28 protein-coding genes are annotated in these 26951 nt (G+C 48.3%); 11 read left to right on the top strand and 17 right to left on the bottom strand.

Annotation, left to right across the window (positions count from 1 at the left end):
• Window positions 1-87: 87 nt before the first annotated feature.
• Window positions 88-615 (bottom strand): thioredoxin family protein, encoded by a 528-nt coding sequence (locus D9Y29_RS22495; protein WP_127132480.1) that lies wholly within the window; start codon window positions 613-615, stop codon window positions 88-90.
• A gap of 39 nt (window positions 616-654) precedes the next feature.
• On the opposite strand from D9Y29_RS22495, the gene D9Y29_RS22490 reads away from it, so the two are divergent.
• On the top strand, window positions 655-1236 hold the full coding sequence (locus D9Y29_RS22490; protein ID WP_127132479.1) for a UbiX family flavin prenyltransferase: 582 nt from the start codon (window positions 655-657) through the stop codon (window positions 1234-1236).
• A gap of 10 nt (window positions 1237-1246) precedes the next feature.
• Here D9Y29_RS22490 and lolA1 read toward each other — a convergent pair whose 3' ends face one another.
• Both lolA1 and D9Y29_RS22480 read right to left on the bottom strand, forming a co-directional pair.
• Window positions 1247-1894 (bottom strand): outer membrane lipoprotein periplasmic chaperone LolA1, encoded by a 648-nt coding sequence (gene lolA1, locus D9Y29_RS22485; RefSeq protein ID WP_127132478.1) that lies wholly within the window; start codon window positions 1892-1894, stop codon window positions 1247-1249.
• A 126-nt stretch (window positions 1895-2020) separates the two neighbouring features.
• Window positions 2021-4633 (bottom strand): FtsK/SpoIIIE family DNA translocase, encoded by a 2613-nt coding sequence (locus D9Y29_RS22480; RefSeq protein WP_127132477.1) that lies wholly within the window; start codon window positions 4631-4633, stop codon window positions 2021-2023.
• A gap of 113 nt (window positions 4634-4746) precedes the next feature.
• On the opposite strand from D9Y29_RS22480, the gene D9Y29_RS22475 reads away from it, so the two are divergent.
• Complete coding sequence (locus tag D9Y29_RS22475; RefSeq protein ID WP_127132476.1) at window positions 4747-6672, top strand: sensor histidine kinase; 1926 nt, start codon at window positions 4747-4749, stop codon at window positions 6670-6672.
• A 1-nt stretch (window position 6673) separates the two neighbouring features.
• Here the strand turns inward: D9Y29_RS22475 and D9Y29_RS22470 are convergent, their stop codons facing one another.
• From D9Y29_RS22470 to D9Y29_RS22460, 3 genes are read right to left on the bottom strand one after another with little or no spacing between them, the layout of a single operon-like run.
• Window positions 6674-7060, bottom strand: a complete 387-nt coding sequence (locus D9Y29_RS22470) for a DUF423 domain-containing protein (protein WP_127132475.1) — start codon at window positions 7058-7060, stop codon at window positions 6674-6676.
• Window positions 7053-7562, bottom strand: a complete 510-nt coding sequence (locus D9Y29_RS22465) for a shikimate kinase (RefSeq protein ID WP_127132474.1) — start codon at window positions 7560-7562, stop codon at window positions 7053-7055. The genes D9Y29_RS22470 and D9Y29_RS22465 overlap by 8 nt, the downstream gene beginning before the upstream one ends.
• A gap of 21 nt (window positions 7563-7583) precedes the next feature.
• A complete protein-coding gene (locus D9Y29_RS22460) occupies window positions 7584-8765 on the bottom strand; it encodes an acyl-CoA dehydrogenase family protein (RefSeq protein WP_127132473.1) in 1182 nt (393 codons plus the stop codon).
• Between the two features lie 116 nt (window positions 8766-8881).
• On the opposite strand from D9Y29_RS22460, the gene D9Y29_RS22455 reads away from it, so the two are divergent.
• The 3 genes from D9Y29_RS22455 to D9Y29_RS22445 are packed head-to-tail and all read left to right on the top strand — an operon-like array spanning window position 8882 to window position 10975.
• Entirely contained in the window at window positions 8882-9439 is a 558-nt protein-coding gene (locus D9Y29_RS22455) for an RNA polymerase sigma factor (protein WP_127132472.1), read from the top strand.
• Window positions 9436-10026 carry an anti-sigma factor gene (locus D9Y29_RS22450; RefSeq protein ID WP_127132471.1) on the top strand — a complete coding sequence of 197 codons (591 nt, stop codon included), beginning with the start codon at window positions 9436-9438 and terminating at the stop codon, window positions 10024-10026. Before D9Y29_RS22455 ends, D9Y29_RS22450 begins: the two co-directional genes overlap by 4 nt.
• Window positions 10010-10975, top strand: coding sequence for a DUF4097 family beta strand repeat-containing protein (locus tag D9Y29_RS22445; RefSeq protein ID WP_127132470.1), 966 nt, complete (start codon window positions 10010-10012; stop codon window positions 10973-10975). Before D9Y29_RS22450 ends, D9Y29_RS22445 begins: the two co-directional genes overlap by 17 nt.
• Window positions 10976-11199: 224 nt before the next feature.
• On the opposite strand, the gene pyrF is transcribed toward D9Y29_RS22445, so the two are convergent.
• The 6 genes from pyrF to D9Y29_RS22415 all read right to left on the bottom strand — a co-directional run bounded on the left by pyrF (window position 11200) and on the right by D9Y29_RS22415 (window position 17564).
• Window positions 11200-12006: an orotidine-5'-phosphate decarboxylase gene (gene pyrF / locus D9Y29_RS22440; protein ID WP_127132469.1), complete on the bottom strand. Its 807-nt coding sequence runs from the start codon at window positions 12004-12006 to the stop codon at window positions 11200-11202.
• Window positions 12007-12024: 18 nt separating this feature from the next.
• Entirely contained in the window at window positions 12025-13362 is a 1338-nt protein-coding gene (locus tag D9Y29_RS22435) for an FAD-dependent oxidoreductase (RefSeq protein WP_206513851.1), read from the bottom strand.
• Between the two features lie 190 nt (window positions 13363-13552).
• Window positions 13553-14842: a kynureninase gene (gene kynU / locus D9Y29_RS22430; RefSeq protein WP_127132467.1), complete on the bottom strand. Its 1290-nt coding sequence runs from the start codon at window positions 14840-14842 to the stop codon at window positions 13553-13555.
• 35 nt (window positions 14843-14877) lie between these two features.
• Entirely contained in the window at window positions 14878-15297 is a 420-nt protein-coding gene (locus D9Y29_RS22425; RefSeq protein ID WP_127132466.1) for a RidA family protein, read from the bottom strand.
• A gap of 9 nt (window positions 15298-15306) precedes the next feature.
• The gene (locus tag D9Y29_RS22420) at window positions 15307-16764 is read right to left on the bottom strand and encodes an aldehyde dehydrogenase (protein WP_127132465.1); all 1458 of its coding nucleotides are present in this window, start codon (window positions 16762-16764) and stop codon (window positions 15307-15309) included.
• Window positions 16765-16778: 14 nt separating this feature from the next.
• The gene (locus D9Y29_RS22415; RefSeq protein WP_127132464.1) at window positions 16779-17564 is read right to left on the bottom strand and encodes an SDR family oxidoreductase; all 786 of its coding nucleotides are present in this window, start codon (window positions 17562-17564) and stop codon (window positions 16779-16781) included.
• Between the two features lie 118 nt (window positions 17565-17682).
• Here D9Y29_RS22415 and D9Y29_RS22410 point away from each other — a divergent pair, with 118 nt between their 5' ends.
• Together D9Y29_RS22410 and D9Y29_RS22405 are read left to right on the top strand one after the other, a co-directional pair.
• Window positions 17683-18213 (top strand): 3-hydroxyanthranilate 3,4-dioxygenase, encoded by a 531-nt coding sequence (locus D9Y29_RS22410; RefSeq protein ID WP_206513850.1) that lies wholly within the window; start codon window positions 17683-17685, stop codon window positions 18211-18213.
• Between the two features lie 7 nt (window positions 18214-18220).
• Window positions 18221-19207 carry an amidohydrolase family protein gene (locus D9Y29_RS22405; protein ID WP_127132463.1) on the top strand — a complete coding sequence of 329 codons (987 nt, stop codon included), beginning with the start codon at window positions 18221-18223 and terminating at the stop codon, window positions 19205-19207.
• A gap of 136 nt (window positions 19208-19343) precedes the next feature.
• Here the strand turns inward: D9Y29_RS22405 and D9Y29_RS22400 are convergent, their stop codons facing one another.
• The 3 genes from D9Y29_RS22400 to D9Y29_RS22385 all read right to left on the bottom strand — a co-directional run bounded on the left by D9Y29_RS22400 (window position 19344) and on the right by D9Y29_RS22385 (window position 22226).
• A complete protein-coding gene (locus D9Y29_RS22400) occupies window positions 19344-20240 on the bottom strand; it encodes a glycerophosphodiester phosphodiesterase (protein ID WP_127132462.1) in 897 nt (298 codons plus the stop codon).
• A 26-nt stretch (window positions 20241-20266) separates the two neighbouring features.
• A complete protein-coding gene (locus tag D9Y29_RS22395; protein WP_127132461.1) occupies window positions 20267-20902 on the bottom strand; it encodes an FMN-binding negative transcriptional regulator in 636 nt (211 codons plus the stop codon).
• 223 nt (window positions 20903-21125) lie between these two features.
• Window positions 21126-22226 (bottom strand): Mrp/NBP35 family ATP-binding protein, encoded by a 1101-nt coding sequence (locus D9Y29_RS22385; protein WP_127132459.1) that lies wholly within the window; start codon window positions 22224-22226, stop codon window positions 21126-21128.
• Between the two features lie 104 nt (window positions 22227-22330).
• On the opposite strand from D9Y29_RS22385, the gene D9Y29_RS22380 reads away from it, so the two are divergent.
• The 4 genes from D9Y29_RS22380 to D9Y29_RS22365 all read left to right on the top strand — a co-directional run bounded on the left by D9Y29_RS22380 (window position 22331) and on the right by D9Y29_RS22365 (window position 25212).
• Window positions 22331-22969 (top strand): carboxypeptidase-like regulatory domain-containing protein, encoded by a 639-nt coding sequence (locus D9Y29_RS22380; protein WP_164735517.1) that lies wholly within the window; start codon window positions 22331-22333, stop codon window positions 22967-22969.
• A gap of 61 nt (window positions 22970-23030) precedes the next feature.
• Window positions 23031-23927, top strand: a complete 897-nt coding sequence (locus tag D9Y29_RS22375) for a 3-hydroxybutyryl-CoA dehydrogenase (RefSeq protein ID WP_127132458.1) — start codon at window positions 23031-23033, stop codon at window positions 23925-23927.
• 224 nt (window positions 23928-24151) lie between these two features.
• On the top strand, window positions 24152-24529 hold the full coding sequence (locus D9Y29_RS22370; protein WP_127132457.1) for a diacylglycerol kinase family protein: 378 nt from the start codon (window positions 24152-24154) through the stop codon (window positions 24527-24529).
• Complete coding sequence (locus tag D9Y29_RS22365; RefSeq protein ID WP_127132456.1) at window positions 24526-25212, top strand: DUF1361 domain-containing protein; 687 nt, start codon at window positions 24526-24528, stop codon at window positions 25210-25212. The genes D9Y29_RS22370 and D9Y29_RS22365 overlap by 4 nt, the downstream gene beginning before the upstream one ends.
• Window positions 25213-25219: 7 nt before the next feature.
• On the opposite strand, the gene D9Y29_RS22360 is transcribed toward D9Y29_RS22365, so the two are convergent.
• Window positions 25220-25837 (bottom strand): IMPACT family protein, encoded by a 618-nt coding sequence (locus D9Y29_RS22360; protein WP_241238019.1) that lies wholly within the window; start codon window positions 25835-25837, stop codon window positions 25220-25222.
• Window positions 25834-26910, bottom strand: coding sequence for a bifunctional diaminohydroxyphosphoribosylaminopyrimidine deaminase/5-amino-6-(5-phosphoribosylamino)uracil reductase RibD (ribD, locus tag D9Y29_RS22355; protein WP_241238018.1), 1077 nt, complete (start codon window positions 26908-26910; stop codon window positions 25834-25836). The genes D9Y29_RS22360 and ribD overlap by 4 nt, the downstream gene beginning before the upstream one ends.
• Window positions 26911-26951: the final 41 nt, after the last annotated feature.

The raw sequence follows: 26951 nt of genomic DNA, 5'->3' as shown, positions 1-26951 counted from the left end.
TTTTTTGAGTAGCTGACCTTTTTAGTCAGCCCCAATTAGAAGTCACTCGCCGGAGGCGAGCGACTGAAGGCCAATTCAAAGTAGCCTTTACCAGGAAGATTTGAATTCCTTATGCCATTTATCGAAAGAGATCTTCTTATCGTTCCCTTCTCCGAAATATTTCACCAGCAATTCAAGTTCATTTGGCGCCAGGAAACCTGGGATCGCCTGCGGGTCGCCATCAACAGGAATGAATACAGTGGTGGGATATGATAGTTGTCCGTTAGTGAGCCAGATGGCAAAATCGTGAGTGCGGGCATTCTTATTGAAATTGTATTCCTTCCCTTTCCAGGTGAAAGTTTTTTTGCTCTCCGCATCTATTTTGACGGGATAGAATTTTGAAGTCACGTAATCGCTCACCTGCTTATTGCTGTAAGTGCGTTTATCCATCACCTTGCACCAGCCGCACCAGTCCGTATAAAGATCGATCAGTACGGGCCTTTTTTCCTGCTGCATTTTTGCTGTCACATCCTCCAGCGTCAGCCAGTTCATTTTTGCCTTTTCTTCCTTCGGGCGTTGTGCGCAGGAAAAAATGGTGAGCCAGCTGAACAAAAACGCGAGTTTCAGGGTTTGCATACTTACTTTTGTTTAAGATACAAACATAACTCAAATACCATGCATAAAATTGTGCTGGCGGTAACCGGGGCGAGCGGTTCTATTTACCCGAAGCAGATCATAGAAAAGTTGTTGAGCATTCCTGATCAATGGCAGGAACTGGCTGTAGTGATGACGGACAATGCGAAGCAGGTTTGGGAAACCGAGCTTGACAATAAAGATTATGAGCGTTTACTGCATGATCCCGCACATCATATTACCACCTGGTCTGTGAAGGATTTCCTGGCCCCGTTTGCCTCGGGTTCCGGAAAATTCAACACGATGATCATCGCCCCCTGTTCAATGGGTACATTGGGCCGTATCGCGAATGGCGTGTCTTCCGATCTTATCACGCGTGCTGCAGATGTGATATTAAAAGAAAGGCGTAAACTCATCTGTTTAGTGAGAGATACGCCTTATAATCTGATTCATATCCGCAATATGGAAACCCTCACATTAGCCGGAGGGATTATTTGTCCTGCTACTCCATCTTTCTACAGCAAACCCACAACAATCGAAGAAGTGGCGGCAACTGTAACGGACAGGGTGCTTGACCTGGCCGGTCTCGATATCAAGACCTTCCGCTGGGGCAGCAGCGAATAGCCGCCGCTGATCAGCGAAGATCAACTTCCTCTACGCCGGGATATTTGCTTTTGTCGAATGAGAAGAGGTTATCAGCCAACGCTGCTTTACCGTTCATGGTGTTAACGGTATAGATGAATTTGTTTTGTTGCTTATCCAGCACTTTGGTGCTGTACAGTGTTTGAGTGGCTTTGTTAACCTGGATGTACACTTTGTGGAATTGCTTGGTCTTATCTACAGGCGTCATTTCAATTTCCTGCAGGGTTTTACCAGCTTCTTTCTTTTCTCCATTGAGCTTGTACAAAAAATCTTTATCGTAGAAGTTGGTGAATAATTTCTGGGGAGTGATAGCGCCGCTGCTATTGTCTACCTTGTTGATGGTAACTTCATTGGCAGCTTTGTCGTATGTCCAAACCGTGGTGCCATCGCAAAAAATCTCCTGACCGGCAAGGCTAACTTTGTATTTGTTGCCTTTCATGGACACAGTTCCTTTTTTTACGCCCAGTACCTTACCGGAATTGTCTTCATTCTTGAGGGTGAAGCTGGCCAATACTCCCTTGAAGGATTTGAACTTGGCGCTTACTGCATCGAGGATTTTCTTGGCAGCAGGATCATTGCCCTGAGCAAAGCCTGACATTGAGATAGAAACAATTGCAAAAAATAAAAATATTTTCTTCATCTGAGATACTTTTCGTAAAGGCCGCAAAGATATTGTTTGCGCGGCACATGTAAGACGATAATTATGCACCCGGGTTTGCACGGGGTTTTCACATTAACAAATTACTAATGAATGAGCTTCATGCCATTACAGGAAATTGGCCAGATGCTGCTCCAGGTCCATCTCTGTTTTAATCAGCACATCCCGTGCCTTGCTGCCCTGGCTGGGACCTACAATGCCTGCTGACTCGAGCTGGTCCATGAGGCGGCCGGCCCTGTTGTAGCCAAGTTTCATCCTGCGCTGGAGCAGAGAAGTGGAACCGATCTGGTTCTGCACGATCAGCCTGGCTGCATCTTCGAAGAGCGAGTCCCTGTCGTTCAGATCGAAATCTTTTCCCTCCATGTCTTTTTCGTCTACGTATTCAGGTAAGAGGAATGCCTGGGGATAACCGTTCTGGTTGCCGATATTTTCGCAGACACTGTCCACTTCGGGCGTATCCACGAAAGCGCATTGCAGACGGGTGAGTTCACCGTTGTAGGAGATCAGCATATCACCTTTCCCGATCAACTGTTCAGCACCGCCTGTGTCCAAAATAGTGCGGGAGTCGATCTTACTGGAAACCTTGAATGCGATACGGGCCGGGAAGTTGGCCTTGATGGTACCGGTAATGATATTTACGGAAGGACGTTGCGTTGCGATGATCAGGTGGATGCCCACAGCACGGGCCAGCTGCGCCAGACGCGCGATCGGCATTTCCACTTCCTTACCCGCCGTCATGATCAGGTCTGCAAATTCATCCACTACCAGTACAATGAATGGCAGGTACTGGTGGCCTTTCTGCGGGTTCAGTTTTCGTTTTACAAATTTCTCGTTGTACTCTTTTATGTTACGGGTGCCGGCTTCCTTGAGCAGATCGTAACGATTATCCATTTCAATACACAATGCATTCAGTGTATTTATTACTTTCTTGGTATCGGTGATGATGGCCTCATCTTCTCCGGGAAGCTTGGCCAGGAAATGTCTTTCGATGGTGCGGTACAAACTCAGCTCCACTTTTTTGGGATCTACCAGCACCAGTTTCAGCTGGCTCGGATGTTTCTTGTACAGCAGTGAAACCAGGATGGCATTGAGGCCAACTGATTTACCCTGACCGGTGGCGCCCGCCATCAGCAGGTGCGGCATGGTAGCGAGGTCCACAATGAAATTATCATTGTCGATCTTCTTACCGATGGCAACAGGTAAACTATGATTGTTGAACTGGAATTTCTCAGAGGCCAGCAGTGATTTCATGCTCACCACGGTTTTCTTCACATTCGGCACTTCGATACCGATGGTGCCTTTTCCGGGGATCGGTGCGATGATGCGGATACCGAGGGCTGCCAGGCTCAACGCGATATCATCTTCCAGGTTCTTGATACGTGAGATCCGCACACCAGCGGCGGGTACGATCTCATACAGTGTTACTGTAGGGCCAACGGTGGCGCTGATCTTCTGGATATTGATATCGTAGTTCTTGAGCGTGTTGATGATCTGGTTCTTGTTGTTCTCCAGTTCTGCGGGATCCTGGATGATCTTCTCACTGCCGTGTTGTTCAAGCAGGTCCAGGCTGGGATATTTGTAATCGCGCAGATCGAGGGCAGGATCATAGGGCGCCAGCACAACTGCGGGTGGCGCATCCTCTCCTACCGTTTCAGGAAGATCTTCGTCTGAGGGTTCAGGTGAGTAGGTCTTGATCTCCAGTTCCAGGTTGGGCGCCTGCGGTTTATTGTTGCGCGGGCTTATCACCGGCGCCGGGACCACTTCCACCTCTTCCTCCTCTTCTTCAACCTCTTCATCATCTTCTTCAAATGGCGCTTCTTCCTCCTCTTCTTCGATCTCCTCTTCCTCCTCTTCTTCCCCGGTATTGTTCAATACCAGTTCTTCAGGGTCCGGATCCTTTTCAATGACCTGGAGATCGAGCGGGGCTTCCTCTTCCACTACCAGTGGCGGAGTTACCAATGCCCCATTATCTTTTTTAAGCTGGTTCTTCTTGTTTGGCTTTACAGGTTTCACTTCTTCTTCCTCATCTTTCTCTTCCTCTTTCAGTTCTCCTGTTTCAGGGTCCACATTGGCAGGTATGGCAGCCAGTTTACGCTTAGGTATACTCGGTACCTTGAAGGTTGGATTGAAACGCCAGATGATATAAGCGAGGCCGCCTGCAAAAAGCAGTACGAATGTGCCCACATTACCGAGCATCTTCACCAACCAGTCGCTCAGCATATTGCCCAGGGCGCCGCCCCAACTGAAGTCGGAGCCGCCTGCAAAAAAGGAGGCAGCTACACTGAAATACAATACACCGGCAATCAGGTAGCGCAGATTACGCCAGATGGAAAATAGTTTCCTGCCGAACAATCCGTTTACGCCCAATACAAAAAAGAATGAGCAGAAAAGGAAAGAAGCAATGCCGAATGCATTGTAAAAAAACTGATGTGATATGTATGCGCCGATATTTCCCAGCAGGTTGCTGGTCTTTACTTCAGTGGAAGGCAATAAGATGGATGCCCCTTTGAAAACCTTGTCCTGGTCTTCCCTCCAGGTAAATACATAGGATACGAAGGCGATAAACAGGAAACAGCAGAGCAGCAATGCCACGGTTCCGGCAATTTTGTGCGTGCGTTCATCTTTCACCAATTCCTTTACGGTAACCTGTTCTTCTTTCTCAGGTTTCAATTTATCCGGATCGGGCGATTTGCTTTTACTGGACTTTAAGCGATTGGCCATGATTACAAAGATAAGTAGTAGAGAACAACTGTCATATAACAAATAAAAGCGGCACCAGCACTGGGAAAAATTGTATTTTACAAGGCCAAATCAATGGACCGGCCAAACCCAGGATGAGAAACAACCATTACCTGAAACCTTTCTTACTGATAATTCTACTGGTTTCTACCCTCCGGGGTATGGGCCAGTCAGACAGCGCCGTTGTAAATGTGGCCAGGATCAGGTTGGACTCCTCCATCGGTAAATCCTGCTGGTTCGCTTCGCTTCCCAAAGGCGAAAAGATTGCAGACACAGCCATTCCTTACCTGGCATTCAGACCTGATATCGTCAGGCGCTTTTACCCACAATATCCTCCGTCGGCGGAACTGATGGAAAAAGACAATTACCTCCGGTTCGCCCTTTACAATGGCAGCGACTCCGTAAAAAAGGTCTTCTTCCTGCCGGCTTTTTATTGCAGGGATATCAGCTTATTCAAATTCTCTGCCGAAGATCCTGCCGGACAGTTCCAACTCAAACCAACCGGTGAGGAATGTCCAAAATTTCCAGGCTGCCAGCTCATCGTTCTCCAGCCCCGTGAAAGGGCCGTGTATTACTGCCGCTTCAATTTCGTTCGCACCAATATAAATATTTTTACGCCATACCTGATTGAGACGGACTATCTCGATGAATGGATCACCCGCAAACGTGATCTCGATTTCAGTCTCGATATAGTAACCTATGTAGCTACCGGCGTAATGCTGATGATGATCTTTTACTCGCTGGCAGTTTATATTCAGAACCGTAACAAGGAATTCATCTATTACGCCATCTATACACTGTGCACGGCCTGCCTGCTCTTCGGCAAATCATACATGAATATGTCCGCCTCCTGGTTCCATTATTTTTATGAAGAGTACCTGGATTTTATGATCATGATCGCGAGTGTATTCACTTACCTGATCTTCGTGCGGAAATTCCTGAACACGGAAGAGAACCATCCCTGGCTCAACAAATTCCTGAAGATCACGCTCTGGCCGCTGGCCATCCTGGCTGCCATCTTCACTCTTCTGTATTTCACTACCAGCAAGTATGTGGTGCTGAACAATATGGAATTCGTGATCAAGATATTTTTCCTTTTGATCGCCATCATGTTCATCGTATATTCCATTAAACGAAAAGACCCGCTGTTGAATTATCTCGCAGGTGGAAGTTTTGCACTGATCTTCTTTGCCATCATCTCACAGGGCATCATCATGTTCGGATGGAATTTCAGCAAAAGTATCCTGCTGCTGAACCGCGCACTTTTCTATTATGAGCTCGGACTGGTGATTGAACTGATCCTCTTCCTCTCCGGCCTCGCCTACAAGAACCGCCGTGATATCATCGAAAGAGTAAAAGAAAGGGAAAGGCTCAAGCTGGATAATGAAAGAAAGGAATTCGAAAAACAAATGGCCGTTGTTACCGCCACGCAGCATGAGCGCGACCGCATCTCCGCCGATATGCACGATGAACTGGGATCGGGCGTTACCGCCATCCGCCTCATGAGCGAGATCCTGAAAAGCCGTATGAAGGGACAAAGCTTTCCCGAACTGGAAAAGATCTCCAATTCGGCCAACGATCTTTTAGGTAAGATGAATACCATCATCTGGACCATGAAGAGCTCCAATGATACAGTGGAAAGCCTGGTGGCATATATTCGCGCACATGCCATCGAATACTTCGACAGTACGCCGATCGATTGCAGCGTAAAAATGCCGGTTGTAATTCCGCAGGCAGAGATCTCCGGGGAAAAACGCCGTAATATTTTCCTCAGCATCAAGGAAGCGCTCAACAATGCAATGAAACATTCGCAGGCATCGCAATTGCGCATCGAGATAGCTACAAGGGATAACCGATTAGTAGTTAAGATAGCTGACAATGGTGTTGGTATCGATACAGAAAAACTGCGCCGCTTCGGTAATGGACTTAGTAATATGAAGCGCAGGATGGAACTGATTGGTGGCAGCTTCCATGTGCAGAATTGTGAAGGCGCCGTACTTGTGTTTGAACTTCCTCTCTGAGCTATTTTACAGCAACAGCCCTGAACAAAAACAACCATCCGAGAATAAAGAACACTCCACCAATTGGCGTAATAGCTCCGATACCGGATAATCCTACCGTTTCAGTTGCTTTCAATGCGGTAAGCAGATAAAGGGAACCGCTGAACAATACGATACCTGCCAGGAAGCTGTTGGCGGCATATTTCAGCCACCGCTGGGAATAATTGGCATAAAGAATAGCAACGATCAGTAAAGCGAAAACATGATAGAACTGGTAACGAACGCCTGTTTCAAAAGTAGACACCGTTTCCGCAGGCACCAGTTTCTTCAATCCATGAGCGCCGAAAGCGCCCAGTGCAACAGTCAGTGCGCCAAGCAGCGCCGCTGTTTTCAAATATCCTTTATGCATGTAACACTGTTTGAATAAAATCGTTCATCGAGATCGAATCTTCCTTGTCTATGATCACATCAGCCTGCTCATAGTACATCCGTCTTTCATTCAGTTTACGGATGATATGATTGCGGAGGTCTTCATCTTTGATATCTTTCAGCAGCGGGCGGTGCATCCTTTCTTTCAACAGGCGCTGCAATATCACTTCCACATGGGTATTGAGCCATACCACGATGCCATAGCGCTTCATGAAATCGATATTATTGAAGAAGCAGGGCGTACCACCTCCGCATGAAATGATCATGCTGTCCTCCCTTTCAACAAGTTCTTCCAGCATTTGTTTTTCAGCGAGGCGGAAATATTCTTCACCATTCGCGGTAAAGATGTCAGCGATCGACTTGCCTTCCTGTGCCACGATCAGTTCATCCAGGTCTTGGAATGGAAGCCCCATGCGGTTGGCAACCTGCTTACCCCAGTGCGTTTTACCTGCACCCATGAACCCTATCAAAAAAATCCTCATTGTGTTGTGGTACTCGTAAAATTATTTGAATGCATTGAATCCTGTAACGTCCATACCGGTGATGAGCAGGTGAATATCGTGTGTACCTTCGTAGGTGATCACGCTTTCCAGGTTCATCATATGACGCATCACGGAATATTCCCCGGTAATGCCCATGCCGCCCAGCATCTGGCGTGCATCGCGTGCAATATTGGTAGCGATCTCGCAGCCATTGCGCTTTGCCATGCTCACCTGTTGCGGATTGGCTTTGTGCTGGTCCATCAGCACACCAACCCTCCAGTTCAACAACTGCGCTTTGGTGATCTCGGTGATCATTTCAGCGAGTTTCTTTTGTTGCAGTTGAAAACCGCCGATGGGTCTGTCGAACTGCACACGCTCCTTTGAATAGCGTAATGCGGTATCGTAACAATCCATCGCTGCTCCAACAGTACCCCAGGCGATGCCGTAACGGGCCTTGGTCAAACAGCTCAAAGGTCCTTTCAATCCTTTTACATTAAGTATATTTTCCTTCGGCACTTTTACATTATCGAAAACCAGTTCACCAGTTGCTGAAGCGCGCAGGCTCCATTTGCCGTGGGTGGTGGGTGTGGTAAAACCTTCCATCCCGCGCTCCACGATCAGTCCGCGGATATCGCCTGCCTCATCTTTGGCCCAAACAACGGCCACCTGCGCGAAGGGCGCATTGCTGATCCACATTTTGGCGCCGTTGAGGACCACATGATCACCGGCATCTTTAATATTGGTCAGCATACCTGCCGGATTGGATCCATGGTCCGGCTCAGTGAGGCCGAAGCACCCCAGCCATTCGCCGCTGCCGAGTTTGGGCAGGTATTTCTTACGTTGCTCTTCGCTTCCGAATTCGTAGATGGGATACATCACCAGTGATCCCTGCACGGAGGCGGTGGAGCGAACGCCACTGTCGCCTCTTTCCAGTTCCTGCATCATCAGGCCATAGCTGATATGGTCCAGGCCACCGCCGCCGTATTCCACGGGGATGGTGGGGCCAAAACAACCCAGATCACCCATTTGTTTTACGATATGCTGCGGGAATTCTGCCCGCTGGGCATAATCTTCAATGATGGGAGAAATCTCTTTCTTTACATAATTTCGGACAGACTCCCTCACCAGTTTCTGTTCTTCAGTGAGCAATTCATCGAGCGAAAAATAGTCCGGACTAACAAAAAGATCGGTTTTAGCGGCCATGACGAGCAATTTATTGTGTGCTAATGTAAGAAAAATGGAACGATTTGAGGTGGAAGATGCAACATGTTTGACAGGCCAGTGTCTCTACAATAACTTAAACATTAAAATCATTCATTTTGGAGCTGACTGCAACCATTGTCCAGGATGAGTTGGTGGAACGCTGTAAACGAGGGGACCCCACCGGCTTCGAAGCCCTTTACCAGCGGTACGCCAGGGCTATGTACAACACGAGCCTGCGCATCGTCAACAATACAGGTGACGCGGAAGACGTGTTACAGGAGGCGTTTTTGGATGCCTTCAGATCATTGAACGATTTCCATTACCGTTCCACATTCGGGGCATGGTTGAAAAGGATTGTGATCAATAAATCCATCAACATTCTCCGCAAAAAGAAGATGCAGCTGAGTGAACTGGACGAGAACGGCGTGGAAGCAATTCCTGAAGAGAAAGGGATCGATGAAGCTGAATTGCAGTTCAGGGTAGCCGAAATAAAAAAATACATCCAGTTATTACCGGACGGGTATCGCGCTGTACTGAGCCTTTATCTGCTGGAAGGTTATGATCATGAAGAGATCTCGGGGATCCTCGGCATATCGCACAATACCGTCCGCACACAATATGTCCGTGCAAAGCAAAAATTACTGAACCTTTTGAAACAAGGAGGAATATCATGAGCCAGTTAGAAAACTTCATCCGTGACCATCGCGAAGAATTCGACGGAGAAGAGCCATCACCCAGAGTTTGGAAAGACCTGCAGCAACAACTCCAGGCAGATGCCAATCCAGCACCCAAAAAAAACAGCGGTGGCAGGGTGCTCACGCTCACCATCCTGAAATGGAGCGCTGCAGCGGCTATCCTGGTACTGGCGGGGCTCGGTGTTTTCCATCTCATCGATAAACCCACACTTTCCGGCACGGCCTCAACGCAAAGCCAGAAGGATGATCTGCTCCAGAAGATCAATCCAACCTATGCAAAAGAAGTATACCATTTCACCCAGCTCATTGAATTGAAACAGGAAGAACTCAAACAGATCGAAAAAGATAATCCCGAGCTCTACCAACAATTCCTGGGCGATATCAGTCAACTGGACAGCTCTTATAACAACCTGAAAAAAGAGCTGCCCTCCAACCCTAATCGTGAACAATTGCTGGAAGCCATGATCGAGAACCTGAAGATGCAGACAGAACTGCTTAATCAGCAGCTTCAGATCATTCAGCAGATCAAACAATCAAAAACACAAAACCATGTCAAAAGTATATAACGCATTCTTACTGGTACTCTGCCTCGCCTTTGCAGGTACCGCCATCGCATCGGAAAATCCCCTGGTGGAAAAGAAAAAAGTGTACACCAAATCGTATACGCTGAACAGTAGCGATAAAGTCTCTGTCATCAATCAGTTCGGCGAACTCAGGATCAATACCTGGGCTAAGAATGAAGTGAAAGTGGAAGTGACCATCACTGCAGAAGCCAAAACCGATGAACGCGCTCAAAGCATCCTGGACGGCATCAACATCAGCGATAGCAAAACTTCCAACGGAGTTGTTTTCAAAACAAACACAAAAAGTAATAAGAACCAGCGCTGGGAAAAAGGGGAGAAACAAGGATTCCAGGTGGACTATGAAGTGTTCCTGCCGGCACAGAACCCTCTTTATGCATCCAATGAATTCGGCCCACTGGTTATCGGCGATCATTCAGGAGAAACAACAGTGATCAGCAAATTCGGCAGCGCAAGGATCGGTAAATTGAGCAATGCAAAAAAGATACAGGTGGAATTCGGCTCGCTCATCCTGGACGCGATGAACAATGGAAATCTGGTCATCAAATTTTCCTCCGTTGAAGTACGCAAGACAAGCGGCGAGCTGAATATAGACGTAGAGCACAGCAGCGCAAAACTGAACCTGGATAATGGCGTAAAGAATGTGACCGTAAAGAATAGCTTCTCTCCGCTCCTGCTGGATGTTCCAACCAATTTTTCTGCAACATATAATATCCGTACCAGCTTTGCCAAACTGAAAAACAAAACAAGTTTCGCGATCAATAAAGAAGATGAAGATGAAGGCCGTGGACCGAAATTCGATTTCGATTACACGGGTAAATCAGGCGGCGGTGAAACTTCCGTGAAAGTGAAGACAAGCTTTGGAGATATAACTATTGGTCATAACCTTCCATTCAAAGTGGAAGAGAAGAATAAGAAAACGAAAGATATTTAACACAGTGTGCTCACTCGCTCGCCTCCGGCGAGTGAGTTCTATTTGTTCGACTCCGGCGAACACTGCGTCGCCAGAGGCGACTAAATACAAGTCACTCGCCGGAGGCGAGCGACTGGGCACAGCGAAATTAATTTCAACTAGCAGTTAGCAGCGTTGCCGTAAGGGAACGCTCAATGGCGGGATCACTCAGCAATGGGTATCCCGTTTTGTGCGGCAATAAAAAATTATGCTTTGAGGTAGCCTGCCATTTCCTGCGCATATCCTTTCGCCACTTCAGCAGCGCGCTCAGCAAAGTCCTCACCGGAAGAAGCGAAGATCACGGCGCGACTCGCGTTCACCAGTAATCCAACGTCCTTGTTCATGGCTTTGGCGGAGATCTCTTTGAGACTTCCACCCTGCGCGCCAACTCCGGGCACGAGGTAGAAATGATCAGGTGTGAGACTGCGGATAGCAGTAAATGAATCGGCCTGTGTGGCGCCAACCACGTACATGAGGTTTTCGGGTGTACCCCATTGGGCGGCAGTGGTCAGCACTTTTTCGTAGAGCAGTCCATTGCCAGCGGGCTGCAATTCAAAATCCTGTGCCCCGGGATTGGAAGTAAGTCCGAGCAGGATCGTCCATTTGCCCTTATATTCCAGGAAAGGCTTCACGCTGTCTGAGCCCATGTAAGGGGCTACTGTGATAGCGTCGAAATTCAGCGTTTCGAAGAATGCCTTGGCATACTGCGTGGAGGTATTACCGATATCTCCGCGTTTGGCGTCAGCAATGGTGAAATGGGAAGTACCGATATAGTCCACCGTTTTTTCCATGGAATCCCAGCCTCTGCGGCCAAGGGCTTCATAGAAAGCGGTATTGATCTTGTAACTGACGCAATGATCTTTGGTTGCATCGATGATCATCCGGTTGAACTCGAAAACGGGATCTGCTGCGGCCAGCAGGTGTTTCGGGATCTTGGTAATATCGGTATCCAGTCCAACACAAAGATAGGACTGCTTCTTGCGGATCTCCTCCACCAGTTGTTGACGTGTCATGGGCGCGAAGATACAATCCTATAACTGATCCACAATTTCCCGGTGCAAAACATCATCATCCCAGCGGGATTCTATATCTGCACGCTGCATGATCTGTTGCATGATGGCTTCCTGCTTCATTCCATTGGCCAGCGCTTCGGAATAGCAGATATGCGGGCTGAAAGTCACCAGGGAATAAGCGGGTATCCATTTGTCCGGGAATTTCTCGTTCAGCTTCGCTTCGATCTTTTTCTGCAGCAGGAATTTGGGATCAGCTACCCTGTCGCGCATCTCAGTGAAATTATTTACGGCCAGGTCAGCGATGGCGTCTGCATCGGGCTTGCGCAGCAACTGGAATTCTTCCAGGATGGCATCCCAATGATCACCATGATGCTCCATCAGGTCATCCAGTACGCTACAATCCTCAAAACCGGCATTCATGCCCTGTCCGAAGAATGGCACGATAGCATGCGCAGCATCACCGATCAGCGCAAACTTATCTTCGCGAACCCAGGGATAACATTTCACCGTTACGAGTGATGATGTGGGATTATTGAAGAAATCTTCCAGGTAGGTAGGCATCAGCGGCACTGCATCGGGGAAGGTCTTCTCGAAAAAGTCTTTCACTTTTTCTTTGGTATCGAGCCTTGAAAAAGACTGCGGTCCTTCAAAGGGGAAGAACAAAGTGCAGGTAAATGTTTTGTCGAGGTTCGGCAGGGCGATAAGCATGAATTCCTTCCTGGGCCAGATATGCAGGGCATTCACGTGCATCGCGAAATCGCCTTCTGCATTGGGCAGGATGGTGAGCTCTTTGTAGCCGCAATCGATATAGAATTGCTGATAATCGAAACGATCAGCCTGTAACTGGTGCTGGAGGCGGGCTGCAGAGAATGCTCCGTCTGCTCCGAAGATCAGGCCGGCTTTTACATCTACGTTCTTACCACCGGTTTCGAATGTTACAGTATTCGTTTTCCAGTCCACATGCGAACATTTGTGCTCGAAGAAGATCTCGATGCCGTTCTCTTCTGCGAGGTCCATCAGTTTTTTATTGAGGGTACCGCGACTAACAGAGTTGATGAACTGTCCTTCTTTTCCATAAGGTTGGAAGGCGCTGCTGCCATCGGTATGATGGATATAACGACCATGCATAGGTATGGAGATCTCACGGATGGCGTCGGCCAGTCCGATCTTTTCGAGGGCTTTGGTGCCACGGTCGCTCAACGCCAGGTTGATGGACCTTCCCGCTGCCATCGTTTCCTTTCTCATATCGGGCCTGCGTTCATAGAGTTTCACTTTATGTCCACGTTTAGCCATATATACCGAAAGCAGGGAACCAACAAGGCCTGCGCCAACGATCAGGATTTCTTTTTTTTGCACGGCGGAAAAATTTATTATGATAAGTTTACTTTNCGGCGGAAAAATTTATTATGATAAGTTTACTTTGCGTGTGCCCAGTCGCTCGCCTCTGGCGAGTGACTTTTATTTTGTCGCCTCCGGCGACGCGGTGTTCGCCGGAGGCGAACAAATATTACTCACTCGCCAGAGGCGAGCGAGTGCTCCCCGATGATTAGCTAACCACTGCAGTTGCCAGCACTTCTTTGATGATCTGTCCGAACATCCACACATCTTCAAACCTGTTGTACATCGGAACGGGCGCTACGCGGATCACATTGGGCTCGCGCCAATCTGCGATCACGCCGCGGTCCATCAGTGTTTTGAAAACTTCCTTTCCACGCACCAGCATCAGCAGGCTCACCTGGCATCCGCGCTCGGATTCATTTGAAGGCGTGATCACTTCTACTACTTTTGTTCCTGACTGTGCATTCATTTCTTCCAAAATGAACTGCAGATAACCACTCAGTGCCCTGCCTTTCTTCACCAAGGCAGGCATTCCGGCCTCATCAAAAATATCAATCGATGCCTTGTGTGCGGCCATGCTCAGAACAGGTGCATTGCTCAATTGCCATCCTTCTGCCGTTGGAATAGGATCGAAACCAGGCTGCATGAGAAAGCGGGTTTCCTTTGTATGTCCCCACCAGCCTGCAAAGCGAGGCAACTCTTTATTCCCAAGATGCTTTTGATGCACGAATGCACCGGCAACACTACCAGGACCGGAGTTCAAATATTTATAACTGCACCAGCAGGCAAAGTCCACATTCCAGTTATGCAACTCAAGAGGAATATTCCCTGCCCCATGCGCCAGGTCGAAACCCGCAATGGCGCCAGCTTTGTGGGCTGCCTCAGTGATGGTCTTCATGTCCAGCACCTGACCACTGTAATAGTTCACACCGCCGAACATAACGAGGGCGAGTGAATCCTTATGTGTTTCGATGGCAGTGAGAATATCTTCGATGCGCATGGTATGCCCACCTTCGCGCGGAGCGATCTCCACCAGTGCATCCTTCAGATCATAGCCGTGGAATTTCAGTTGCGTTTCAAGCGCATATTGATCGGAAGGGAATGCCTTCGCTTCACAAATGATTTTGTAACGCTGTTTGTTGGGCCTGTAAAAGCTCACCATCAGCAAATGCAGGTTCACAGTGAGCTGATTCATCACTACTACCTCTTCCGGCAATGCCCCCACGATCTTGCTCACTTTTTCAGGAAAGATCTCGTGATAAGAAAACCAGGGGTTCTTTGCATGGAAATGGCCTTCCACGCCGTATGTAGCCCAGTCGTCCAACTCCTGTTGAATATAGGAACGGACAGTTTTGGGTTGAAGACCAAGTGAGTTACCGGTAAAATAGATTGCGTCTTTGCCATTCACTTGTGGTATGAGGAATCTTTCGCGGAAAGAACGCAGGGGATCCTGCTGATCGGCTTGTTGTGCAAATTCCAGGGTGTTCTGGTAATTCATTCAAATGCGTTTATGGGTATATGTTATAACAGGTTCTAATCGATAGTGGCGATCACTTTCAGTTCGATAGCAATCGGCGTGGGCAGACTTTTGATCTCTACAGTAGTTCTGCAGGCCTGTACACTGGTAAAGTATTCGGCATAGATCTTATTGTAAATGGGAAAATCCTTTTTCATGTTGGTAAGAAAAACAGTCACATCCACGATCTTGTCCCAGCTGCTGCCACTGGCTTCCAGCACAGCTTTCACGTTGGCGAATACAGAATGACATTCGGCTTCGATATCATATTTCACGATATTGCCTTCTGCATCCAGCTCCAATCCGGGAATGGAATTGTCTTTGGCGCTTCTCGGTCCGATACCGGAGAGGAAGAGCAGGTTGCCTACTTTTCTTGCATGGGGATAAGCGCCTAATGGAGTGGCTGCCGATGTGGTATGTACTATTTCTTTGCTCATGATTATTGTTTACAATTGCACACAGATATTCTTTGCTTCAGTGAAAAAGCGCAATGCTTCCCATCCGCCTTCGCGGCCCACGCCGCTGTTCTTCACGCCACCAAATGGCGTTCTGAGATCGCGGAGCAGCCAGCAGTTGATCCAGATGATGCCGGATTCAACGCGTGCGCCTACACGATGTGCCCGGGTGAGATTGCTGGTCCAGATAGTGGCGGCCAGCCCGTATTGCGTGGCATTTGCGAGTTGCAATGCTTCTTCTTCCGTATTGAATTTTTGAAGGGTCACCACTGGTCCGAAGATCTCTTCCTGGTTGGTGATTGTATCCGGACCAACGCCTTCGATCACCGTAGGCTGAATGAACCAGCCATTGGCGCAACGGCCTTCCGGTTTCACGGCATGTCCGCCAACAATAACAGTGCCGCCTTCTTCTTTTGCTTTTTCGATACAGCCCATGACTTTATCAAAATGCACTTTGCTGACGATGGCGCCTTGTTTACTTCTTTCATCCATCGGGTCTCCTACTTTCAGGGCTTTCACTCTTTCTACAAATTCTGTTTTGAATTTATCGTAGATACTTGCTTCTATCAGGATGCGGCTGCCGCAGAGACAGATCTGTCCCTGGTTGGCGAAGGATGATTGAACAGTAGTGTTCATCATCTTTTCCCAATCACAATCGGCGAATATGATGTTGGGGTTCTTACCTCCCAGTTCGAGTGATAATTTTTTGAATACAGGTGCAGCCACGGATGCAATGCGTGCTCCGGCACGCGTGCTGCCGGTGAATGAAATCGCTTTAATGGCAGGATGCTGAATGATAGCTTCGCCTGTAACCGGGCCGGTTCCATGAAGAATATTCAGCACACCGTCCGGCAGTCCTGCTTCCTTCACCACCCGCCCCAACAAGAATGCAGTGAGTGGCGTTACTTCTGATGGTTTTGCGATCACGCAATTGCCTGCAGCCAGCGCGGGCGCTATTTTCCAGGTAAAAAGATAAAGTGGGAGATTCCACGGAGATATACAACCTACTACTCCGATCGGTTGACGAAGGGTGTAGTTGATGGCGCTGTTTTCCATCTGGTGGCTCTCGGCGGCAAAATGCATGATGCCGGTGGCGAAGAACCTGAAATTGGCAGAAGCCCGTGGAATGTCCACTTTACGGCTCAGCCAAAGCGGTTTGCCATTATCGTTAGATTCGGCGAGCGCAAACAGTTCTTTGTTATCATCGATGAGCTCTGCGATGCGGTTGAGTATTTCAAACCTCTTTTCCAGTGGTGTAACAGACCAGGTGGTGAATGCTTTCTGAGCAGCTTTCACAGCTACTGCCACATCCTGTTCATTACTGTCGGGGATCTTGCCGCTCACTTCACCAGTAGCGGGATTGAAATTATCGATGAAGTTTCCACTCAGCGGGCCGATAAAACTGCCGCCGATGAAATTCTCGAGATGCCAGGGGATATCTTGTTGCATAACAAAAATTCAAATTAAATGGATCCTGTTCTACCGCCATCCACAGGGATACTGGTGCCCGTTACATAGCTCGCTGCGGGCGATGCCAGGAAAGCCGCTACAGCAGCCACTTCTCCGGGATTACCGAACCTGCGCATCGGCACTTCCTTCGTCATTTCTTCCGCCACTTCTTCTTCAGAAATGTTCTTGTTCATTGAAGCGTTCTTCACAATACCTTCCAGCCTCGCTGTTGTGGTAGCGCCGGGCAATACATTGTTCACAGTGATATTGAACTGACCAAGCTCGATACTCATGGTCTTGGCCCAACTGGCCACAGCACCGCGGATAGTATTGGACACGCCCAGGTTTTTGAGCGGGATCTTTACGGATGTGCTCACGATATTGATGATCCTTCCGAATTCCGCGGCTTTCATTCCGGGAACAACAGCCTGCGTGAGCAGGTGATTGCAGATCAGGTGTTGATTGAAAGTATTCAGGAATTGTTCCGGCGTTGCTTCAACGATCGGCCCCGGAGGCGGACCTCCGGTATTGTTGACCAGGATATGAATGGGATTAGATGCCACATGTGTACGGACCACACTTGCAACTGCTTCTGGTTTGCTGAAATCAGCTACCAGGTAATTGTGTTGTTGCCTGAGCGCAATATCAAGTTTATGTACCGCCTGCTTCAGCGATTCCTCATTGCGGGCCAGGAGCGTACAATTGGCGCCGAGCAAAGCCAGTTCTTCTGCAATAGCCAGCCCGATTCCCTGCGAACTTCCGCAGATCAGGGCATTTTTTCCTTCGAGAGAAAGATTCATAGCAAGCTTTTTTATAGGGCTTCAAATGTACACAGATTAATTATGTTTTGGCCTTCCGCTAAAACATTAACTTTACCGCGCCCGACTTCATAATCATTACATTGCTAAAACCTGTCATATGCCAATAGCAGCACCTTTCAATCTCAAGAAATGGATCGATGACCACCGCGATCTGCTGAAACCTCCTGTAGGCAATCAATGCGTTTACAAGGATGCAGAGAATTTTATCGTGATGGTGGTTGGCGGCCCCAATGCACGTAAAGATTATCACTACAATGAAAGCGAAGAATTGTATTACCAGCTGGAAGGTAATATGGTACTCAAGATCATCGACAATGGCGAGCCCCGCAGCATTCCCATCAATGAAGGCGATATGTTCCTGTTGCCGCCAATGACCCCGCATAGTCCGCAAAGGCCCGCCAATACTGTTGGACTGGTGATCGAAAAGATCCGTGAAGATGAAGAGAACGAGAAAGACGCCTTCATGTGGTTCTGCGAGAACTGTGGCAATAAACTGTTTGAAGAATTCGTATTTGTAAAAGATATCGTGAAGCAACTGCCTCCGATCATGGAAAAATTCTATGGCTCTGTTGAGCTGCGCACCTGTAAAAAATGCGGTACCGTAATGGAGCCGCCCGTGAAAAAGTAATCCCCGTATGAAGATCGACATACACACGCATATCATGCCCGAAAAAATGCCCAACTGGGTTCAGAAATTCGGGTACGGAGAATTCATTCACCTGGAACATCGCAATTGCAAAGCCTGCATGATGAAAGGTGATAAGCTGTTCAGGGAAGTAGAAGACAATTGTTTCAAAGCCTCAGTTCGCGAAGAGGAAATGAATACAACGGGTGTAGACATCCAGGTACTTTCCACTATTCCTGTTTTATTCAATTACTGGGCAAAGCCGGCAGATGGACTGGAGACCTCCCGTTTCTTCAATGATCATATTGCAGAAACAGCAGGTCTGCAACCAAACCGGTTCATCGGACTTGGCACTGTTCCTTTGCAGGACATCGATTTGTCTGTACGTGAGATGGAACGCTGCGTACATGAACTGAAACTGCCCGGTCTCGAGATCGGTAGTAATATCAACGGAAAGAATCTATCGGATCCCTCTTTCTTCCCTTTCTATGAAGCCGCATCGGAACTGGGCTGCGCTCTTTTTGTGCATCCCTGGGAAATGATGGGCGAAAATCAAATGCAGAAGTATTGGCTGCCCTGGCTGGTAGGTATGCCAGCGGAGACGAGCCGGGCTATCTGCAGCATGATCTTCGGTGGCGTATTTGAAAAGTTCCCGAAGCTGCGCGTGGCATTTGCACATGGGGGCGGTTCTTTTCCCTTTACTATCGGCAGGATCCAACATGGCTTTGATGTGAGACCAGATTTAGTAGCGATAGATAATCCTGTTTCTCCAAGAGATTATATCGGTAAATTCTGGGTGGATAGTTTAGTGCATGATGCAGCAGCGATGAAATTTCTGATCGATACGATGGGAGAAGATAAGATCTGTTTAGGCAGCGATTATCCCTTCCCGTTAGGCGAGCATGTTCCGGGGAAATTGATACAGGAAATGGAATTGGATAATAAGATAAAAGAGAAATTACTGCATAGAAATGCCCTGCAATGGCTGAACAAATAATGCACGGCGTGTGCCCAGTCGCTCGCCTCCGGCGAGTGACTTTTTTTTTGTTCGCCTCCGGCGAACACTGTGTCGCCGGAGGCGACGGAATAGAAGTCACTCGCCGGAGGCGAGCGACTGGGCACTCGCAAAGTAATCAGAACAAATCCGGGTAATCGGAAATGACCCCATCCACTCCCAGCGCTTTCAATTTATCTATTCCAGCTTTATCATTCACTGTCCAGGGAACGATCTTCATATTACGCTGATGAATGGCTTCCACCACGGATTTGGTGACCAGCGAATGATGCGGACTGTAAATGGTTGGTGTAAAACTAAGCTCATCCAGTTGCTGCTGCAGGCTGCGTTTATCATGGCCTTCTACCAATGCGGCTGTCATCGTTTTAGGATATTTCGCATGCAGCACTTTCAATGTGCGGAAATCGAAGCTCTGGATGATCACACGATCGGCAATGCCGGCTTTATTGATCACGCCCATCAAAAGATCAACGAATTCTTCGGGAGCAGGATGAAAAATATTGTCGGTGGCAGGTTGTGTTTTGGTCTCGATATTATAAAAGACTGGCTTGCGTCCTTTCTGTTTTACAGCGGCTTCCACTTTTTCGATCACTTCGCTGAGCAGCGGTTTGGTGGCGGCCATTTTCCGTTGCTTCGGGAAAGCCGGGTTGGGCTTGAGTCCTACGTCGTAGCGCTGTGTTTCTTCGTAGGTCATCCGGAAGATGTTCAGATTTCTCTCTTCGGCCTCAGGCACCAGTGAACCATCGGGCCTTGTAGTGATATGATGATTGAAGAAAGGCTCATGCGAGAGGACCACCTGTTTGTCTTTGGTGATCACGGCATCCATTTCCAGGGTGGTGATATTGAGATCGAGGGCATGCAGCATGGCGGGAATGGTATTCTCCGGCATGATGCCGCGGCAGCCGCGGTGACCTTCAGCGTCGAATGCGGGTAATTGCACAGTTGATTTTTTCTGTGTGGAACAGGCTGCCAGCAACAGAGCGCCTGTGGCAATAGTGTAAACGATCTTCTTCATACCCCAATGTTACAGGATAATGCCGATCATTTGTTCTTAAATAATTGTGATGCTCTTTTTTCCATTTCCGATGCAATGAACTGAGCATCGGCAGAACCTTTTTTCAGTTGCGCGATGATGTTATGGTAACTGGCTTCATCACGGTTCTGGCTCAGCTTGAAAGTGGCATCAAGTTTAGTAACCTTTATTTGGAAACCGACAATCGCTTTCGCCAATGGGTTCACATATTCCGGTGAAAGATTTTCATACACAGATGGCGAAGCCGGGTCATTCTCGAACTGGTTCTGTGTTTCGCGTAAGATCTCCAGCAGTGTTGTTTCATTGGTAAACTCCATCTCACCCTGCGCCTGGACCGACATATAATTCCAGGTACCCCCGGAACGCGGATTGCTGTACCAACTCGGGCTCACGTAGGTATGCGGACTGCTGAAAAGCGCCAGTACACGCGGGTTCTGTTCAAATGCTTTATGATGGCTGGTCTTCCGCATTATATGACCGCGCAGCGATAGGTAATTTCCTTGCTGCCTGATCAGTAGCGGCACCTGGGTTGCTACAGGAACGCCTCCGGCATCGCTGCCGATCAGGGTTGCAAAGGGATGTTGCTGTATAAAAGCCAGCACGGTGGCAGGATCCTTTTCTACGTATTCGGATAGGTTATACATCAGTGTTTATGCTTATACTTCTTCTTGCGCTGCCCAGGCGCATACGGTTTGGCTGACTGCGATCCCGTGAGCTTCTTGACCTGCCCAGGTGGTAATGGTTTTGACTTTACCACGGTTACTTTTTTGGTGCTGCGGCAGGCAGTACCGGCAACCAGTACAGTGAATAAACAAATAACTGAAAGGACCAATGGTTTCATAGTTGGATATTTTAAAGGGATAATTCTTAATCGATCACTTCCACTACCCTGGTGGCTGCCAGGTTTGCATTGCGCATAGCGATGCTCCTGATGGTATTGGCGGCGAATTCCATGAAGGCTCTTTTCGTTACATTATCATCGCTGATCATAACTGGTTTACCATTGTCGCCGCCCTCGCGGATACCCTGCACCAGCGGGATCTGACCAAGGAATGGAATGTCGTATTCTTCAGCCAGTTTCTTGCCACCATCTTTTCCGAAGATATAATATTTATTGTCCGGCAATTCTGCAGGTGTGAAGTAGCTCATATTCTCCACCAATCCGATAATGGGCACCCTGATCTGCGCCTGTCCGAACATGGCGATCCCTTTCTTGGCATCGGCCAGCGCCACTTCCTGCGGAGTGGTCACCACAACAACGCCAGTTACAGGAACAGTTTGCATCAACGTCAGGTGAATATCACCGGTACCAGGAGGCATATCGATGATCAGGTAATCCAGCTCATCCCAATCCACATCGGTAGCAAACTGGCGGATAGCGCTGCTTGCCATGGGACCACGCCAGACAACGGCATTTTTTTCGTCTACCAGCAATCCGATACTCATAAGTCGGATACCATATTTTTCCAGGGGAACGATCATCCCTTTTTCACTTCCTTCCACAGCACGCATCATCGGCCTTTGTCCGCGAACACCAAACATAATGGGCACACTCGGACCATAAATATCTGCGTCCATCAACCCTACAGAAGCCCCGCTGCTGGCGATAGCGAGCGCCAGGTTGGCAGCAACGGTGCTTTTTCCTACTCCGCCTTTTCCACTCACAACAGCAATAATATTTTTCACTTTGGGAAGAACGGCCTGGGTATCTTTACGGGTGCTGCTGGTATTGGCTGTGAAATTCACGGTAACGTTCGCTTCCTTGTTCACCAGCAATTTCACGGCGTTCACACAGGCATTCCGGATAAGGTCTTTCATGGGGCAGGCCGGAGTGGTGAGCACAACAGTGAAGGAAACATTGTTGCCTTCCACCACGATGTCTTTCACCATGTTGAGTGTCACAATGTCTTTACCAAGATCAGGCTCCTGTACATTGCTCAAAGCCTGCAATATTTTCTCCGGGGTCATTCGTCTAGTTATTTTGTTAAAAGAATCAGTTGGCTGCAAAATTAACCATTAAGGAGGGTATTTTGTTGAGTGTATTTTATTCATAGTCTGTATATTTGAATTGCATGAAAAGACATTTACTAATCCTGTTGGTAGTCAGCATTATCACTCCCTTTGCGGCCAACGCCCAATTTGAGAAACTTAAGGATTCCGTTGTTCAATTGTATGGGATCGTGATGACAGCTGACAGCCTGAAGGGTATTCCTTCTGTGAGTGTTGTTGTAAAAGGACAGAACCGGGGTACCGTCAGTAACGAACAGGGGGTGTTCTCGATCGTGGTGATGAAAGGAGACCAGATCGAGTTCACTTCAGTAGGCTACAAAGCCAAATTAGTAGATATTCCCCGGGATATTGAAGGCAACCAGTACAGCATGATCCAGTTGCTGGTGGTAGATGCCGAATATCTCCCTGCCACTATCATTAAACCCCGTCCCACCAAGGAAGAGTTTGAAAGGGACTTCGTAAATATCAGTATCCCCTCCGATGCCATCGAGATCGCGCGCCAGAACAACGACGAAACCAAACGCCGCATCCTGGCCAGGGCCCTCCCATCCGACGGCCGAGAGGCTTCGAACATGATGCTCCGCAATAATGCCAGCAAGTACTACTATTACGGACAGGCGCCTCCCCAGAATATCTTTAATCCCTTCGCCTGGGCTGAATTCGTGAATGCCTGGAAAAGGGGCGACTTCAAAAACAAATAACTGTTAGTTTTTTTTCTACATTTGCCCCGCTTGTACTTATCTGCATATTAAAAAACATTGTATGTCATTACAACAGGTAGCCGTCATAGGCGCGGGCACTATGGGCAATGGAATTGCGCATGTATTTGCCCAGGGTGGTTTTAAAGTGAACCTCATTGATGTGAACCAGCCCCAGCTTGAAAAAGCTTTACAGACTATCACAAAGAACTTCGACAGACAAATAGCCAAAGGAAGCGCCACTGAAGATCAGAAGGCGGCTGCCCTCGGCAGGATCTCCACTTTCAATGATCTTGCCGCCGGCGTTCTCGATGCTGAACTGGTGGTGGAAGCCGCTACTGAGAATGTTGACCTGAAACTGAAGATCTTCAAACAGCTCGACGAGTTCGCCAATCCCCACGCTGTCCTGGCCACCAATACATCTTCTATTTCCATCACTAAAATTGCCTCCGTTACCAAAAGGGCCAATAAAGTGATCGGTATGCACTTCATGAACCCTGTACCGGTAATGAAACTGGTAGAGATCATCAATGGATATGCAACAGACAAAGAGGTTACAGACATGATCGTGGCGCTGAGCAAACAACTGGGCAAAGTTCCCTGCGTGGTGAACGACTATCCCGGTTTCATCGCCAACCGCATCCTGATGCCGATGATCAACGAAGCCATTTACAGTCTTTATGAAGGCGTAGCCGGGGTGGAAGAGATCGATACGGTAATGAAACTCGGTATGGCGCATCCGATGGGACCACTGCAACTGGCCGACTTTATAGGACTGGACGTTTGCTATTCCATCCTCAAAGTACTGCACGATGGATTCGGCAATCCCAAATATGCTCCCTGTCCCCTGCTCACCAATATGGTTACCGCCGGTTACCTTGGCGCCAAGAGCGGAGAAGGATTTTATAAATACACACAAGGAAGCAAAGACCTGGTAGTAAGCGGCATGTTCAAAAAGTAATCGCAGCTCATATTATTCCACAGGCGCTCCAAACGTTAAATATGGGGCGCCTGTTTTATTTTATCTGGCATTTCTGAAAAAGATTTCTTTGTTTTGTGAAACGAAGGAGGATCAAAAATTCCTTCTTCTTTTCATAATGACCCATGTGGGTCTATTTTTTCCGGCATACACTTTGTATTACAAAGTGCTTTCAATTCACCGGAATCATTGCTAAACAAACATCGATGACCAACGAAAAATTTTCACTCCGGGCCAGGGCCAATAGTTTCGGTTATGCATTCAAGGGCATACGGAACCTGCTCAGGTATGAGCACAATGCCATAATCCATCTGGTAGCCACAGTAATGATCATCATTGCAGGCTTATGGTTACAATTAGAGCGCTGGGAATGGACCGCAATTGTGATAGCGATAGGGTTCGTTTGGGTAACAGAGATATTGAACACCTGTGTAGAAAGGACCATGGATTTCATTTCTACGGAAAAAGATCCGAAGATCGGCGCCATCAAAGACCTCGCAGCAGGAGCCGTGTTGATTGCAGCCCTCACCGCTGTAACAGCCGGTGCATTTATTTTCATTCCAAAAATCATTGCCCTTTTATGAGTACATTGAAACTAACGGCTCTCAGCATACGCCGTTTCCTTCCATCGGAGCAGATCGATAAAGCGCTTTCGCTTTCAGTACTGTTCAGCATTGCCATGATAAGCGGCAGGATCGTTTACACAGGCCAGTTTACTTATCTCTTCCTTGTCTGGAATCTTTTCCTGGCTTTTTTACCTTATCTTATTACGAAGGCCATCAGCCGTGAACCCCGACTGATCAACACCCGTATTAAATTCATCATTGTATTTCTTCTCTGGTTGTTCTGGATGCCGAATGCATTCTATATCATCACAGATCTTTTTCATCTTGGCTCTACTCCTAACATGCCGCGCTGGTATGACCTGGCCCTGATCCTGAGCTGCGCCTGGAATGGTGTAATGATGGGCGTACTGAGTGTAAGACAAATGGAAAAGATCTGGCATGTACTTGTGCCGCAGATCCGTGAATGGTGGTTCATGGCGCCTGTAATGTTCCTCAATGCATGGGGAGTGTATATCGGGCGGTTCCTCCGTTTCAATACCTGGGATATCATTTCCAATCCGTTTGTATTGATGGGGGATATTTTTGAGATGATACTGCATCCGGTGGAGAACAGGATCGCCTGGAGCATGGTGCTCTGCTATTCAGTGATGATGGGGATCATGTATGTAACATTGAAGCAGCTGAGTAAGGCTATCAGATGATCCTCTTTTAGCCATTCTTCTTCACTTCAACTCCCCTGATATCCCCCAGCCTGTACAATGCTTCTTCCAGCCTGGCTTTGGGGATCCCGATCACCAGTTTGCAGAACAACATTGCTTCCTGCTCTATCACGGTGCAGTTGAGCTGTTTTACGATCATCATCACTTCATTCATCATCGTGTAATCGAAAGTGAGGGTATAATTGACTTCGATGGCTTTCTGGAGGGCGGGTGTTACCTGTAATACCATCGAGGCTGCGCTTTTATAGGCATTGATCAGTCCGGGTACTCCCAGTAAAGTACCGCCGAAATAACGTACTACAACAATCAGTGTATCGGTAAGCTGTTTGCTGTCGATCTGCCCGAGAATAGGCTTGCCCGCCGTGCCGGAAGGTTCGCCGTCATCGCTGACGCGATAGGTATTTCCGTCTGTCCCTAACCGGTAGGCAAAGCAATGATGAGTAGCTTTGGGATGTTCTTTCTTCACATCTTCCAGCCTTTTCTTGAAATCCTCCACCGAGGCTACCGGAAAAGCGTACGCGATGAATTTGCTGCCGCGGTCTTTATACTCGGCTACGCCAGATTTCTCGATAGTACTATAGAAGTCCTGCTCAATCATTGTTGTCATAATGAAACCACCGGTCTTGAAAAGACCTGAATTATGTCTGTTAGAATTTGTTCTGTGTAAACCGATTCCGCCATCAGTAGCCTGGGTGCAGGTAACCCTGTTCCGGCTGTAAGGGCTGTGTTGGTGATCACGCGGGCTTCATCCCAGTATCCCGAATCGATGAAAGATTGCAGCAACACGGCTCCGCCTTCCACCAGCACACTGTTGATCCGCAGTTGGTACAGGGCCTGCAGGATCTGTGACACCATTTCTTTCTTCCGTTCGATCCGGATGTACTGAATTCCATTTTTCTCGTCCTGCCGGATAGCATTGATCACAATGGTCTTTGAACCATCGTTGAATATCTGCAGGGTCTTCGGCAAACGAAGATCCATATCCACCACCAGCCGGATGGGATCGGGCCCGGTCCAGTAGCGTGCATTCAGTTGCGGATCGTCCTGCATGGCGGTATTGGTGCCCACCAGGATCGCTGCTTCTTCGGAGCGCCAGCGATGTACAAACCGGTTGGTGAGCGCATTAGTGATCAACAGGCGTTCTCCCGGAATGCCGGCAATGAAGCCATCAGCCGTTTGCGCCCATTTCAAAATGATGTAGGGACGAAAAGCCGTATGATATGTAAAGAACCTCTTGTTGATCTCCTTTGCATCCTCCCCGCAAACGCCCACGATCACATCGATACCGGCTGTACGCATTTTTTCGATTCCCTTGCCATCCACTTCAGGAAAGGGATCGCGACAACCAACAACAACCAGGGGTATCTTATGACGGACCAGCAGATCCGCGCAGGGCGGTGTTTTGCCGTGATGTGCGCAGGGCTCCAGGCTCACATACATAACAGACTGGCTGATCAGTGCTTTATCTTTCTCCGCCACAGCGTTGATGCAATTCACTTCCGCATGCGGCCCGCCATATTGCTGATGGTAGCCTTCTCCAATGATCCTTCCGTTATGCACCAACACTGCGCCCACCAGGGGATTGGGTGCAACATGCCCTGCTCCCAGAACAGCCAGTTCCAGGCAGCGCTGCATGAAGCGCTCATGCACCATTATAGATGGATCGGCGATGTTCAGCATTAGAATTACTAAGGGGATGATTGGATAATGCCTGCAAATAT

It is taken from the genome of Pseudoflavitalea rhizosphaerae, assembly GCF_003991355.1.
Classification (GTDB): domain Bacteria; phylum Bacteroidota; class Bacteroidia; order Chitinophagales; family Chitinophagaceae; genus Pseudobacter; species Pseudobacter rhizosphaerae.
Note: the sequence above shows the minus strand (reverse complement) of the source record. Positions and strands in the feature narration are given on the sequence as shown.

Excerpts from the sequence above, each read along its gene's own strand:
- D9Y29_RS22495 (WP_127132480.1), bottom strand. The coding sequence starts at position 615 with ATGCAAACCCTGAAACTCGCGTTTTTGTTCAGCTGGCTCACCATTTTT.
- D9Y29_RS22490 (WP_127132479.1), top strand. The coding sequence starts at position 655 with ATGCATAAAATTGTGCTGGCGGTAACCGGGGCGAGCGGTTCTATTTAC.
- lolA1 (WP_127132478.1), bottom strand. The coding sequence starts at position 1,894 with ATGAAGAAAATATTTTTATTTTTTGCAATTGTTTCTATCTCAATGTCA.
- D9Y29_RS22480 (WP_127132477.1), bottom strand. The coding sequence starts at position 4,633 with ATGGCCAATCGCTTAAAGTCCAGTAAAAGCAAATCGCCCGATCCGGAT.
- D9Y29_RS22475 (WP_127132476.1), top strand. The coding sequence starts at position 4,747 with ATGAGAAACAACCATTACCTGAAACCTTTCTTACTGATAATTCTACTG.
- D9Y29_RS22470 (WP_127132475.1), bottom strand. The coding sequence starts at position 7,060 with ATGCATAAAGGATATTTGAAAACAGCGGCGCTGCTTGGCGCACTGACT.
- D9Y29_RS22465 (WP_127132474.1), bottom strand. The coding sequence starts at position 7,562 with ATGAGGATTTTTTTGATAGGGTTCATGGGTGCAGGTAAAACGCACTGG.
- D9Y29_RS22460 (WP_127132473.1), bottom strand. The coding sequence starts at position 8,765 with ATGGCCGCTAAAACCGATCTTTTTGTTAGTCCGGACTATTTTTCGCTC.
- D9Y29_RS22450 (WP_127132471.1), top strand. The coding sequence starts at position 9,436 with ATGAGCCAGTTAGAAAACTTCATCCGTGACCATCGCGAAGAATTCGAC.
- D9Y29_RS22445 (WP_127132470.1), top strand. The coding sequence starts at position 10,010 with ATGTCAAAAGTATATAACGCATTCTTACTGGTACTCTGCCTCGCCTTT.
- pyrF (WP_127132469.1), bottom strand. The coding sequence starts at position 12,006 with ATGACACGTCAACAACTGGTGGAGGAGATCCGCAAGAAGCAGTCCTAT.
- kynU (WP_127132467.1), bottom strand. The coding sequence starts at position 14,842 with ATGAATTACCAGAACACCCTGGAATTTGCACAACAAGCCGATCAGCAG.
- D9Y29_RS22425 (WP_127132466.1), bottom strand. The coding sequence starts at position 15,297 with ATGAGCAAAGAAATAGTACATACCACATCGGCAGCCACTCCATTAGGC.
- D9Y29_RS22420 (WP_127132465.1), bottom strand. The coding sequence starts at position 16,764 with ATGCAACAAGATATCCCCTGGCATCTCGAGAATTTCATCGGCGGCAGT.
- D9Y29_RS22415 (WP_127132464.1), bottom strand. The coding sequence starts at position 17,564 with ATGAATCTTTCTCTCGAAGGAAAAAATGCCCTGATCTGCGGAAGTTCG.
- D9Y29_RS22410 (WP_206513850.1), top strand. The coding sequence starts at position 17,683 with ATGCCAATAGCAGCACCTTTCAATCTCAAGAAATGGATCGATGACCAC.
- D9Y29_RS22405 (WP_127132463.1), top strand. The coding sequence starts at position 18,221 with ATGAAGATCGACATACACACGCATATCATGCCCGAAAAAATGCCCAAC.
- D9Y29_RS22400 (WP_127132462.1), bottom strand. The coding sequence starts at position 20,240 with ATGAAGAAGATCGTTTACACTATTGCCACAGGCGCTCTGTTGCTGGCA.
- D9Y29_RS22395 (WP_127132461.1), bottom strand. The coding sequence starts at position 20,902 with ATGTATAACCTATCCGAATACGTAGAAAAGGATCCTGCCACCGTGCTG.
- D9Y29_RS22385 (WP_127132459.1), bottom strand. The coding sequence starts at position 22,226 with ATGACCCCGGAGAAAATATTGCAGGCTTTGAGCAATGTACAGGAGCCT.
- D9Y29_RS22380 (WP_164735517.1), top strand. The coding sequence starts at position 22,331 with ATGAAAAGACATTTACTAATCCTGTTGGTAGTCAGCATTATCACTCCC.
- D9Y29_RS22375 (WP_127132458.1), top strand. The coding sequence starts at position 23,031 with ATGTCATTACAACAGGTAGCCGTCATAGGCGCGGGCACTATGGGCAAT.
- D9Y29_RS22370 (WP_127132457.1), top strand. The coding sequence starts at position 24,152 with ATGACCAACGAAAAATTTTCACTCCGGGCCAGGGCCAATAGTTTCGGT.
- D9Y29_RS22365 (WP_127132456.1), top strand. The coding sequence starts at position 24,526 with ATGAGTACATTGAAACTAACGGCTCTCAGCATACGCCGTTTCCTTCCA.
- D9Y29_RS22360 (WP_241238019.1), bottom strand. The coding sequence starts at position 25,837 with ATGACAACAATGATTGAGCAGGACTTCTATAGTACTATCGAGAAATCT.
- ribD (WP_241238018.1), bottom strand. The coding sequence starts at position 26,910 with ATGCTGAACATCGCCGATCCATCTATAATGGTGCATGAGCGCTTCATG.